The following is a 14,147-nucleotide window of genomic DNA, read 5'->3' as shown; positions in this document are numbered from 1 at the left end:
GATGGGCGCCTGACACCCCGCGGCGTTCTCCGGATTTTCGCGAGCAGGCTCGCTCCTACCAAGCCGAATTCAGGCAGGAAACCTCATGACCGACGCGTTCGAACTCCCCAGCACAATGGTCCAAGCCCTTCAGCGCCGAGCGGCGCTGACGCCGGATCGGGTGGCCCTGCGCTTTCTCGCCGAGACCCCGGACCAGGCGGTGGTGCTCAGCTATCGCGAACTGGATCTGCGGGCGCGGACGATTGCCGGTGCGTTGCAAGCCCAAACGGATGTCGGAGACCGCGCGGTGTTGCTGTTCCCCAGCGGCCCGGATTACGTCGCGACGTTCTTCGGTTGCCTGTACGCCGGGGTGATCGCGGTGCCGGCCTACCCGCCGGAGTCGACACGACGTCATCACCAGGAGCGCCTGTTGTCGATCATCAGCGATGCCCAGCCGCGCGTGCTGTTGACCAGCGCCGGACTGCGGGATGGGTTGCAGCAGATCGAAGGCGCGCCGCCACTGCTGTGTGTCGATACCCTCGACGGTGCACTGGCCGAGCGTTGGGTCGCGGTGGACTTGCAGAACGATCACATCGCCTTCCTGCAATACACCTCTGGCTCCACCGCGCTGCCCAAAGGCGTGCAAGTCAGCCACGGCAATCTGGTGGCCAACGAATTGCTGATTCGCCACGGTTTCGGCATTGACCTGAACCCCGACGACGTCATCGTCAGCTGGCTGCCGCTGTATCACGACATGGGCCTGATCGGCGGCTTGCTGCAGCCGATTTTCAGCGGTGTGCCTTGCGTGTTGATGTCCCCGGCGTATTTTCTCGGTCGGCCGTTGCGCTGGCTGGAGGCGATCAGCGAATACGGCGGCACCATCAGCGGCGGGCCGGATTTTGCCTATCGCTTGTGCAGTGAGCGGGTCAGCGAGTCGGCCCTGGAACGGCTCGACCTGAGTGGCTGGCGTGTGGCGTATTCCGGTTCCGAACCGATTCGCCTCGACACCCTGGAGCGCTTCGCCGGGAAGTTCGCGACCTGCGGCTTCACCGCGGACAGTTTCATGGCCTCCTACGGTCTGGCCGAAGCCACCTTGTTCGTGGCCGGCACAGCGCGCGGCCAAGGCATCGGCAACCTGCGGGTAGACGATCAGGCTCTGGCGCAGAGCCGCATCGAAGCGGGCGAGGGCAGCCCGATCATGAGTTGCGGTATCAGCCAGCCGGCGCACGCGGTGTTGATCTTCGATCCTGTCTCGCTCAGCGAACAGGCCGACAACGTCGTCGGCGAAGTCTGGGCCAGCGGGCCGAGCATCGCCTCAGGCTATTGGCGCAACCCCGAAGCGTCCGCCAAGACCTTCGTCCAGCACGCCGGGCAGACCTGGCTGCGTACCGGTGACCTGGGTTTTCTGCGCAACGGCGAACTGTTTATCACCGGGCGCCTGAAGGACATGCTGATCGTGCGCGGGCACAACCTGTACCCGCAGGACATCGAGCAGACTGTCGAGCGCGAAGTGGAAGTGGTGCGCAAAGGACGCGTCGCCGCCTTCGCCGTCACGGTTGACGGTCAGGAAGGCATCGGCATCGCCGCTGAAATCAGCCGCAGCGTGCAGAAAATCCTGCCGCCTGAATCCTTGATCAAAGCCATTCGCCAGACCGTCGCCGAGGCGTATCAGGAGGCACCGAGCGTGGTGGTGCTGCTCAATCCGGGCGCGCTGCCCAAAACGTCCAGCGGTAAATTGCAGCGCTCGGCGTGTCGCAATCGCCTGGTGGACGGCAGCCTCGACAGCTACGCGGTGTTCCCGTCGGCCAGCAACGAAAGCACGGGCAATAGCGAGTCGGGATCGACGCTGCAAAGCTTGATCGCACGTATCTGGTGTGAGCAGTTGCAAGTGGCGCGGGTGGGCGCCGACGATCATTTCTTCCTGCTTGGCGGCAACTCCATTGCAGCGACGCAAGTGGTGGCGCGTCTGCGGGAAGAGTTGGGTCTGGAGTTGAGCCTGCGCCTGCTGTTCGAAGCGCCGACCCTCGGCGCATTCGCCGATGTCGTGACCCGTCTGCAACAGGACGGTGGCCTGGCCCAGGGCGCGATCACGGCCCTGTCGCGCCAGCAACCGATGCCGCAATCCCTGGCACAAAACCGCCTGTGGATCACCTGGCAACTCGACCCACACAGCAGCGCCTACAACATTCCTGGCGGCTTGCGCCTGCGCGGCGAGCTGGATGAGGACGCCTTGCGCGCCAGTTTCCAGCAGTTGATCGAGCGCCACGAATCCCTGCGCACGCGATTCTTCGAGCGTGATGGCGTGGCGCTGCAACAGGTCGATCCGGCCGGTGAGTTCAACCTGCAACTGATCGACATCAGCGACCTGCCGGCCGCCGAGCGTGAGGCCCGGGCGCAGCAGATCCGCGAGGACGAAGCGCGAACCCGGTTCGATCTGGAGAAAGGCCCGTTGATGTGGGTGACGCTGGTGCGCTTCGACGACGAAGACCATCAGTTGTTGGTGACCCTGCACCACATCATCGCTGACGGCTGGTCGCTGAATGTGCTGATCGACGAGTTCTCGCGCCTGTATGCGTCCGCCTCCCAGGGCCTGCAAGCGGTGCTGGCGCCATTGCCGACGCAGTACGCCGACTACGGCAGTTGGCAACGGCAATGGCTGGCGCAAGGGGAAGGCGAGCGGCAACTGGCTTATTGGAAAGACCGCTTGGGTGATGAACATCCAACCCTGAGCCTGACCACCGACCATCCACGCTCAGCACAACAACTGCACAGCGCCGCTCGCCACACCGTACGTCTGGGCGCGGCCCTGAGCGATGCGATTCGTCAGACCGCCCAGGCCCATGATTCGACCGTCTTCATGTTGTTGCTGGCTGCGTTCCAGACCTTGTTGCACCGCTACAGCGGCCAACGAGATATCCGCATCGGCGTGCCTAATGCCAACCGTCCACGCCTGGAAACCCAGGGTCTGATCGGCTTCTTCATCAATACCCAGGTGCTGCGTGCCGAAGTGGACTCAAGTCTGCCATTCGTTGAGTTGCTGGCGCAGACCCGTCAGGCGGCGTTGGGTGCGCAAGCGCATCAGGACCTGCCGTTCGAGCAACTGCTCGAAGCCTTCCCGCAGGCCCGTGAACAGGGCCTGTTCCAGGTCATGTTCAACCATCAGCAACGCGACCTTGGCGCCTTGAAGCGCCTGCCGGGGCTGTTGGCCGAAGAGTTGCCGTGGCATAGCCGCGAAGCCAAGTTCGATGTGCAGCTGCACAGCGAAGAAGACCGCAACGGTCGCCTGACCCTGTCCTTCGACTACGCCAACGAACTGTTCGACGCCGCGACCATCGAGCGCCTGGCCGACCATTTCAGCAACCTGTTGCGGGCTGTCTGCGAGCAAGCGGACATCGCCATCGGTGACTTGCCGCTGTTGACGGCCACCGAGCAGCATCAGCAATCGGACTGGGCCAGCGCACCCTGCGCAGCGGCCAGTCAATGGCTGCCCGAATCGCTCAACCAACAAGCCCGGCTGACACCTGGGCGCCCGGCGTTGATCTGGGAGGGCGGCCAGATGGACTTCGCCGAACTCCACACCCAGGCCAACCGTCTGGCCCATTACCTGCGCGACAAAGGCGTCGGCCCGGACGTCTGCGTGGCCATCGCCTGCGAGCGTTCGCCGCAACTGTTGATCGGCCTGCTGGCGATCATCAAGGCCGGTGGCGCCTACGTGCCGCTGGACCCGGATTACCCCGCCGAACGCCTGGCCTACATGCTCAGCGACAGCGGTGTTCAATTGCTGCTGACGCACACCCGACTGCTCGAGCGCTTGCCGGCCAGCGAGGGTGTCAGTGTGATCGCCATGGACACCCTGCACCTGGACAGTTGGCCAAGCCATGCGCCGGGGCTCCATCTGCACGGCGACAATCTTGCCTATGTGATTTATACCTCCGGTTCCACCGGCCAGCCCAAAGGCGTCGGCAACACCCACGCGGCGCTGGCCGAGCGCCTGCAATGGATGCAGGACACTTATCGCCTGAACGAAACCGACGTGCTGATGCAAAAGGCGCCGATCAGTTTCGACGTGTCGGTGTGGGAGTGCTTCTGGCCGCTGATCGCAGGCGCACGTCTGTTGATCGCCGGTCCCGGCGAACATCGCGATCCACATCGCATCGCGCAGCTGGTGCAAGCGTACGGCGTGACCACGTTGCACTTCGTGCCGCCGCTGCTTTCGCTGTTCATCGACGAACCGCTCAGTGCTGAATGCACCAGCCTGCGCCGGCTGTTCTCCGGAGGCGAGGCCTTGCCCGCGGAGCTGCGCAACCGGGTGCTGGCGCAGCTGCCGGCGGTGCAACTTCACAACCGCTACGGACCGACCGAAACCGCGATCAACGTCACCCACTGGCAATGCTCCAGCGCCGATGGCGAACGCTCGCCGATTGGCCGGCCGCTGGGCAATGTGATCTGCCGCGTGCTCGACAACGATCTGCATCCCGTTCCGGTCGGTGTGCCGGGTGAGTTGTGCATCAGCGGCGTTGGCTTGGCCCGTGGTTACCTCGGTCGCCCGGCGTTGACCGCCGAACGATTCGTGGTCGATCCGTTGGGCGAGCCGGGCGCACGCCTGTATCGCACCGGCGACCGGGCGCGCTGGACGGCGGATGGCGTGATCGAATACCTCGGCCGTCTCGATCAACAGGTCAAGTTGCGCGGGTTCCGGGTCGAGCCGGAGGAAATCCAGGCACGGCTGCTGGCCCAGGACGGGGTTGCGCAAGCCGTGGTGCTGGTGCGCGACACCGTGGCCGGGGTGCAGTTGATCGGTTACTACACCGCTGCGGACAATGCCGGGGACGAGGTCGAGCAAACCGCGCGCCTGAAAAGCGCATTGGCCGCCGAACTGCCGGAATACATGGTGCCGACGCAACTGATGCGCCTGGACAAAATGCCCCTCGGCCCGAGCGGCAAGCTCGACCGCCGCGCGTTGCCGGAACCGCAGTGGCAGGTTCGCGAGCACGTCGAGCCTGTGACAGAACTGGAACAACGCATCGCCGGCATCTGGCGCGAAGTGCTGGGTTTGACGCAAGTCGGTTTGCGCGATGATTTTTTTGCCCTCGGTGGTCACTCGCTGCTGGCCACGCAAATCATCTCCCGCACCCGCCAGGCCTGCGACGTCGAGTTGCCGCTGCGGGCGCTGTTCGAGCACAGCGAACTCGGTGCGTTTGCCGAACAGGTTCGCCTGATCCAGGCCAGTGGCAGCACCAACAAACAGCCGCCGATTGAAAAAGTCGACCGCGGGCAGGCGGTGCCGCTGTCCTATTCCCAGCAGCGCATGTGGTTCCTCTGGCAGATGGAGCCCGACAGCCCGGCCTACAACGTCGGCGGCATGGCGCGGCTGCGTGGCGTGCTCGACGTGGCGCGCTTCGAGGCCGCGCTGCAAGCCCTGATCCTGCGTCACGAAACCCTGCGCACCACGTTCCCGAGCATCGACGGCGTCGCCCGCCAGCAAGTACACGCGCAAACCGGCGTGCGCATGGTGTGGAAGGATTTCACCGCGCTGGATGCCGAGGTCCGCGAGTGGCAGGTCCAGCAACTGGCCGACGACGAAGCGCATCAGCCGTTCGATCTGGAGACCGGACCGCTGTTGCGCGCCTGCCTGGTCAAGACCGCCGAACAGGAACACTACTTCGTTCTGACCCTGCACCACATCGTCACCGAAGGCTGGGCGATGGACATTTTTGCCCGGGAACTCAGCGCGCTGTACGAAGCGTTCGTCGATGACCGTGAATCACCGCTGGCGCCGTTGCCGGTGCAGTACCTGGATTACAGCGTGTGGCAGCGTCAGTGGCTGGAGTCCGGCGAGCGTCAGCGCCAGCTCGATTACTGGACCACGCAACTGGGCCGCGAACACCCGCTGCTGGAGTTGCCGGCCGACCGTCCGCGTCCGGCGGTGCAAAGCCATCAGGGTGAGTTGTATCGCTTTGAGCTGAGCGACGACCTCGCGGCACGGGTCCGCACGTTCAATGCGCGACACGGCCTGACCCTGTTCATGACCATGACCGCCGCCCTGGCCACGCTGCTGTACCGCTACAGCGGTCAGACCGATCTGCGCATCGGCGCGCCGGTGGCCAACCGCATTCGCCCGGAAAGCGAAGGGCTGATCGGCGCGTTCCTCAACACACAGGTGCTGCGCTGCCAGCTCGACGGGCAGATGTCCGTCGGTGAGTTGTTCGAGCAGGTGCGCCACACGGTGATCGAAGGCCAGTCCCATCAGGACCTGCCGTTCGATCATCTGGTGGAAGCCTTGCAACCACCCCGCAGCGCGGCCTACAACCCATTGTTCCAGGTGATGTGCAACGTGCAGCGCTGGGAGTTCCAGCAAAGCCGCACCCTGGCCGGCATGACGGTCGAGTACCTGGCCAACGATGCCCGCGCGACCAAGTTCGACCTCAACCTGGAAGTCACCGACCTGGACCATCGCCTGGGTTGCTGCCTGACCTACAGCACCGATCTGTTCGACGAGCCGCGCATTGCGCGCATGGCCGGGCATTGGCGCAACCTGCTGGAGGCGCTGATTGCCGATCCGCAGCAGCGCTTGAGCGAACTGCCGCTGCTGGCGTGTGGTGAACAACAACATCTGCTCGACAGCCTCGGCGTCGAGCCGGGCGAGCATCGGCTGGACCAGTGCATCCATCACCTGTTCGCCGAGCAAGCCTTGATGCGCCAGGACGCTCCGGCCCTGACCTTCGCCGGGCAAACCCTGAGCTATGCCGAACTCGACGGCCGGGCCAATCGCCTGGCCTGGATGCTGCGCGAACGAGGCGTCGGACCGCAGGTTCGTGTGGGGCTGGCACTGGAGCGCTCGCTGGAGATGGTCGTCGGCCTGCTGGCGATCCTCAAGGCTGGCGGCGCCTATGTGCCGCTGGATCCGGAATACCCGCTGGACCGCTTGCATTACATGATTAATGACAGCGGCATCGGTTTGCTGCTCAGCGACGCGGCGATGTTCAAGGCCCTGGGCGAGTTGCCGGCGACCGTCGGCCGCTGGTGTCTTGAAGAAGACGCCGCTGCACTGGCCAATTACCCGGCCACCGAATTGCCGTTGATCAGCCTGCCGCAGCATCAGGCTTACCTGATTTACACCTCGGGTTCGACCGGCAAACCGAAAGGCGTGGTGGTATCCCACGGCGAAATCGCCATGCACTGCCGCGCGGTGATCGAGCGTTTCACCATGCGCCCTGACGATTGCGAACTGCACTTCTATTCGATCAACTTCGACGCCGCCACCGAGCGTTTGCTGGTGCCGCTGCTCAGTGGTGCGCAAGTGGTGCTGCGGGCTCAAGGGCAGTGGGACGCGGAAGAAATCTGTGGCCTGATCCGTCGTCATCAGATCAATGTCCTCGGATTCACGCCGAGCTATGGCAGCCAGTTGGCGCAATGGCTGGCAACGCAAAATGAAACCCTGGCGGTGCGCATGATCATCACCGGCGGCGAAGCGCTGACCGGTGAACACCTGGCGCGCATTCGCGCAGCCTTCAAGCCGAGCCTGTTCTTCAACGCCTACGGCCCGACCGAAACCGTGGTCATGCCGCTGGCCAGTCTCGCCCCTGAAGTGCTGGAAGAGGGCGCCGGCAGCGTGCCGATCGGAAGCGTGATTGGCGACCGCGTGGCCTACATTCTCGACGCCGACCTGGCGTTGGTGCCGCAAGGCGCGACGGGCGAGTTGTACGTCGGTGGCGCGGGTCTGGCCCAGGGTTATCACCAGCGTCCGGGCATGACCGCGGAGCGCTTTGTGGCCGATCCGTTTGCCGCCAACGGCGGACGTATCTACCGCACCGGCGACCTGGTGCGCCAGCGCGCCGACGGCCTGGTGGAATACCTCGGACGCATCGACCATCAAGTGAAAATTCGTGGTTTTCGCATCGAACTGGGCGAGATCGAAACCCGTCTGCTGGAGCACGAATCGATTCGTGAAGCCGTTGTGCTGGCGCTCGATGCACCGAGTGGCAAGCAACTGGTCGGCTATCTGGTGACTGACGTCGCCGAACAGAACGAAGCACAGCAATCGGTCTTGCGCGAGGCCCTCAAGGCGCATCTGAAATCGCAACTGCCAGACTACATGGTGCCCACGCACCTGATCCTGCTGGGCCGCATGCCGCTGACCGCCAACGGCAAACTCGACCGCCGCGCTCTGCCGGCGCCGGACCCGGAGCTGAATCGCCATCACTACGTAGCGCCGAGCAACGAGCTTGAAGTCAGCCTCGCGCAGATCTGGTGCGAAGTGCTGAACGTTGGACAGGTCGGCCTCAACGACAACTTCTTCGAGTTGGGCGGTGACTCGATCCTGTCGATCCAGGTTGTCAGCCGGGCACGGCAGCAGGGCATTCACTTCAGCCCTCGCGACCTGTTCCAGCACCAGACCGTGCAGACCCTCGCCGCCGTGGCCAGCCGCAGCGAGCAGGTCAGCGCCGAGCAGGGCTTGATCATGGGCGAGTCGCGTCTGACGCCGATCCAGCACTGGTTCTTCGACACCGACATCCCGCAGCGCCAGCACTGGAACCAGGCGTTGTTGCTGCAACCGACCGCACCTCTGGAGCCCCATCGACTGGAGCAAGCGCTGCTGGCGGTAATCGAACAGCACGACGCCTTGCGTCTGCGCTTCAGCAAGCTCGCCGGTCAGTGGCAAGCACAGCATCAGCCGATTTCCGAGGCGCCGGTGTTGTGGCAGGTACGCGTTTCGTCGATGGATAAATGCCCCGCCCTGTTCGCCGATGCCCAGCGCAGCCTCGACCTCGAAGAGGGACCGCTAATACGCGTGTTGCTGGTCGATGGTCCCGAGGGCCAGCAACGGCTGTTCATCGCGATTCACCACTTGGTCGTCGATGGTGTTTCATGGCGCGTACTGCTGGACGACCTGCAAACCGTGTACCGCCAACTGGACGCGCAGCAGTCGGTGAAACTGCCGGCGAAAACCAGCGCCTTCAAGGACTGGGCCGCACGGCTGCAAGCCTACGCCGGCAGTGAGTCCCTGCGCGAAGAACTGGGCTGGTGGCAGGCGCACCTGGCCGGGCCCACTGCCGATTTGCCCTGTGATCACCCCGCTGGCGGGCGGCAGAATCGTCATGCGCAAACCGTCAGCGTGCGCCTCGACAGCGAGCGTACCCGGCAGTTGCTGCAACAGGCACCGAGTGCCTATCGCACCCAGGTCAACGACTTGCTGCTGACCGCATTGGCCCGCGTGCTGTGCCGCTGGAGCGGTCAGCCATCGGCGCTGATTCAACTGGAAGGCCACGGCCGCGAAGCGCTGTTCGACGAGATCGACCTGACCCGCACCGTCGGCTGGTTCACCAGTGCCTACCCACTGCGCCTGACGCCGCTGAACATCGAAGAAGCCGCCGGGCAGGGCGTGTCGATCAAGGCGATCAAGGAGCAATTGCGTGCCGTGCCGCACAAAGGCCTGGGCTATGGCGTGCTGCGTTACCTGGCTGATGACCTGAGCCGCCACAGCATGGCGCAGTTGCCGGTGGCGCCGATCACCTTCAACTACCTCGGCCAGTTCGACCAGAGCTTCGGGGCGGACGCACTGTTCCATCCACTGGATGAAGCCATTGGCGCGGCCCACGATGCCAATGCCCCGTTGCCCAACGAGCTGAGCGTCGACGGTCAGGTGTATGGCGGTGAACTGGTACTGCGCTGGACTTTCAGCGCCGAACGCTTCGATGGGCAAACCATCGACGAGTTGGCCGATGCCTACCTCGGTGAGTTGAACAGCCTGATCGAGCATTGCCTGCGCGACGACGCGGGTGGCCTGACGCCGTCGGACTTCCCGCTGGCGAATCTCAGCCAGACTCAACTGGATGCGCTACCGGTCCCGGCCGCCGTCATCGAAGACGTCTACCCGCTGACCCCGATGCAGGAAGGCATGCTGTTGCACACCTTGCTGGAACCGGGCACCGGCCTGTACTACATGCAGGACCGCTACCGCATCAACAGCGAACTCGACCCGCAGCGTTTCGCCCAGGCCTGGCAAGCGGTGATCGCCCGCCACGAAGCGTTGCGCGCGTCGTTCTGCTGGAACGTCGGCGAAGACATGCTGCAAGTGATCCACAAACCGGGCAGTACGCCGATCGAATACCTCGACTGGAGCAATCTCGCCGAAGTCGAGCAAGAGCCGAAGCTGCAAACCCTGCTCAAGACTGAACGCGAGGCGGGGTTCGATCTGCTCAACCAGGCGCCGTTCCACTTGCGTTTGATCCGTGTGGGCGCGGCGCGCTACTGGTTCATGATGAGCAACCACCACATCCTCATCGATGCCTGGTGCCGTTCGCTGCTGATGAATGATTTCTTCGAGATCTACAGCGCCCTCGGCGAAGGCCGGGAAGCGCAGCTGGAGGTACCACCACGTTATCGCGACTACATCGGTTGGCTGCAGCATCAGAGCCTGGCCGAAGCACGGCAGTGGTGGAAAACCAACCTGCAGGGTTTCGAACGGACCACGCCGATCCCGAGCGACCGGCCATTGCTGCGTGAACATGCCGGCGACAGCGGCGGCATGATCGTCGGGGATCGCTATGCAAGGCTCGATGCCCGTGAAGGTGCGCAATTGCGCGAACTGGCCCAGGCCCATCAGTTGACCATCAACACCTTTGCCCAGGCGGCGTGGGCGCTGGTGCTGCGGCGCTTGAGCGGTGATCGCGACGTGCTGTTCGGCGTCACCGTGGCCGGGCGTCCGGTGGACATGCCGCAGATGCAGCGCACCGTCGGCCTGTTCATCAACAGCATCGCGCTGCGGGTGAAAATGCCTGAGGACGGCCAGCGATGCAGCGTGCGCCAATGGCTCAGCGGTCTGCTCGACCACAACATGCAACTGCGTGAATACGAATACCTGCCGCTGGTGAACATTCAGGAACAGAGCGAATTGCCCAAAGGCCAGCCGCTGTTCGACAGCCTGTTCGTGTTCGAAAACGCCCCGGTGGAAGTCTCGGTGCTCGACCGTGCGCAGAGCCTCAACGCGACCTCGGACTCGGGCCGAACCCATACCAACTTCCCGCTCACGGCCGTGTGCTATCCGGGCGATGACCTGGGCTTGCACCTGTCCTACGACCAACGCTACTTCGATGAGGCCACGGTTGAGCGCATGCTCGCTGAGTTCAAGCGTCTGCTGCTGGCATTGGTGGAAGGTTTCCATGGCGACATGGCCGACCTGCCGTTGCTGGGGGCTGAGGAGCAGGACTTCCTCATCCATGGCTGCAACCAGAGCGAACACGATTACCCGCTGGAGCAGAGTTACGTTGCATTGTTCGAAACGCAGGTCGCCCGGCATCCACTGCGGATTGCCGCCAGTTGTCTGGACCGGCAATACAGTTATCTGGAGCTGAACCAGCGCAGCAACCGCCTCGGTCATGCATTGATCGCCGCCGGTGTCGGGCGCGATCAACCGGTGGCCTTGCTGGCCGAACGCAGCCTCGACTTGCTGGGCATGATCATCGGCAGCTTCAAGGCAGGGGCGGGTTACCTGCCGCTGGATCCGGGTTTGCCGAGTCAGCGTCTGAGCCGGATCATCGATCTGAGCCGCACGCCATTGCTGGTGTGCACGCAAGCCTGTCGTGAGCAGGCGCAAGCCTTGCTCGAGGAGTTCGGCTGCTCCAGCCGGCCACGGCTGCTGGTCTGGGAGGAAGTCCAGGCCCTTGCCCTGTCGGCGGACAATCCTGGTGTCTACAGTGGTCCGGACAACCTCGCCTATGTGATCTACACCTCTGGCTCCACCGGTTTGCCAAAAGGCGTGATGGTCGAACAGCGCGGCATGCTCAACAACCAATTGAGCAAGGTGCCATACCTGAACCTGAGCGACGCCGACGTGATCGCGCAAACCGCGTCGCAAAGCTTCGACATTTCCGTGTGGCAGTTCCTCGCCGCGCCGTTGTTCGGCGCCCGGGTGGACATCGTGCCGAACACCATTGCCCACGATCCCCAGGGTTTGCTGGCCCATGTGCAAAGCCAGGGCATCACCGTGCTGGAAAGCGTACCTTCGCTGATCCAGGGCATGCTCGCCCAGGAGCGCATGAGCCTTGACGGCTTGCGCTGGATGTTGCCGACGGGGGAGGCGATGCCGCCGGAACTGGCGCATCAATGGTTGCTGCGCTATCCGCAGATCGGCCTGGTCAATGCCTATGGCCCGGCGGAGTGCTCGGATGACGTGGCGTTCTTCCGCGTCGATATGGCGTCGACTCGCGGCAGTTACCTGCCGATCGGTACGCCGACTGACAACAACAAATTGTACCTGCTCGACGGAGCGCTGGAACTGGTGCCGCTGGGCGCGGTGGGTGAACTGTGCGTGGCGGGGACCGGGGTCGGTCGCGGCTATGTCAGCGATCCGCTGCGCACGGCACCGGTGTTTGTGCCGAACCCGTTCGGCGCACCGGGTGAGCGCCTGTATCGCACTGGCGACCTGGCACGCCGTCGCAGTGACGGCGTTCTGGAATATGTCGGCCGGGTCGACCATCAGGTGAAGATCCGCGGTTACCGCATCGAGCTCGGTGAAATCGAAGCTCGCCTGCACGAACAACCGCAAATCCGCGATGCGGCGGTGGGTGTGCAGGAAGGGGCGAACGGCAAGCACCTGGTGGGCTATCTGGTCGCGGCGGATGTTGCGCTCGATCCGGCTGAACGCCTGGAGCGCATCAAGCAACGCCTGCGTGTCGAGTTGCCGGAATACATGGTGCCTCTGCACTGGTTATGGCTGGACAAGCTACCGCTCAACGCCAACGGTAAACTGGACCGCAAGGCCCTGCCGACGCTGGAGATCGGTCAATTGCAAAGCCAGGATTACCAGGCGCCGCGCAATGAGCTGGAGCAGACCCTGGCAGACATTTGGGCCGAGGTACTGAAGGCCGAGAGAGTGGGCGTTCGCGACAACTTCTTCGAGTTGGGTGGGCATTCGCTGCTGGCCACGCAAATCGCGTCACGGGTGCAGAAAACCCTGCAACGGGATGTGCCGTTGCGGGCGATGTTCGAATGCAGCACGGTGGAAGAACTGGCCCGGTACATCGACGGGTTGACGGCCAGCGAACTCACCGAGGAGAAGGTGGATCGCTTGAATGATTTGATGGCGGAGCTGGAGGGGCTTTGATTCCCTGGCGTCAGTACTGACCCCATCGCGAGCAAGCTCGCTCCCACAGGGGGTGGTGGTGAACACATCATTTGTGATCAGCATAAATCCCTGTGGGAGCGGCGGTGCGGCGATCCGACTTGCCCGCGTAGGCGGTTGTACAAACGCATACATTCTCGCGATTGACTGCGATCCGTCAGCCGCTCAGTCTTCGGGCTCCCTTTTTGCTCGCGGAGACAGTCGATGCCCTTCGTAACGATAGACGGACAAGCCCTCCACTACATCGATCAAGGTACCGGCCCGGCGGTGCTGCTGGCCGGTAGTTACCTGTGGGACCAGGCCATGTGGGCGCCGCAGATTGCCGCGCTCTCGCAACAGTATCGTGTGATAGCCCTGGACCTGTGGGGGCACGGCCAATCCGGGCCGTTGCCTGTCGGTACGACGTCGCTGGATGACCTGGCGCGTCAGGCCCTGGTCCTGCTCGATCATCTGGACATCGAGCGGGTCACGCTGGTCGGCCTGTCGGTCGGCGGCATGTGGGGTGTGCGCCTGGCCTTATCGGCAGCGCAGCGGATCAACGGACTGGTGCTGATGGACACCTACGCCGGCGCCGAACCGGAGCCGACTCGCCAGTACTACTTTTCACTGTTGAAGCAGATCGAAGAGGCGGGTGTCATCACGCCAGCGCTGCTGGATATCGTGGTGCCGATTTTCTTCCGGCCGGGCATTGATCCGCAGTCGGCGCTCTACCGGGATTTTCGTGCTTCCCTCGCGGCTCTACCCGCGGATCGCCTGCGTGAAAGCATCGCGCCGATGGGGCGGATTACATTTGGGCGCGATGACCAGTTATCGCGTCTGGGCGAACTGGACGCAGCGACCACGCTGGTGATGTGCGGCGATCAGGACAAGCCTCGGCCACCGGGTGAAGCCCGTGAAATGGCTGAGCTGATTGGCTGCCCGTGGGTGCTGGTGCCGGAGGCGGGGCATATTTCCAATCTGGAGAACCCTGGGTTTGTGACTGAAACCTTGTTGGCATTTTTGGCCGACAGAAATTAGTCGAATCTACCGACGCCATCGCGAGCAA

The 14,147-nt window shown here is 63.7% G+C and carries 2 protein-coding genes; both read left to right on the top strand.

Annotation, left to right across the window (positions count from 1 at the left end; genetic code table 11):
• Positions 1 to 85: 85 nt before the first annotated feature.
• A complete protein-coding gene (locus KGB29_RS15870) occupies positions 86 to 13,084 on the top strand; it encodes a non-ribosomal peptide synthetase (protein ID WP_150812317.1) in 12,999 nt (4,332 codons plus the stop codon).
• 222 nt (positions 13,085 to 13,306) lie between these two features.
• Entirely contained in the window at positions 13,307 to 14,119 is an 813-nt protein-coding gene (locus KGB29_RS15865) for an alpha/beta fold hydrolase (RefSeq protein ID WP_150812318.1), read from the top strand.
• Positions 14,120 to 14,147 lie beyond the last annotated feature (28 nt).

This window comes from Pseudomonas sp. BF-B-30, from assembly GCF_019956305.1.
In the GTDB taxonomy this organism is placed as follows: Bacteria; Pseudomonadota; Gammaproteobacteria; order Pseudomonadales; family Pseudomonadaceae; genus Aquipseudomonas; species Aquipseudomonas jessenii.
Note: the sequence above shows the minus strand (reverse complement) of the source record. Positions and strands in the feature narration are given on the sequence as shown.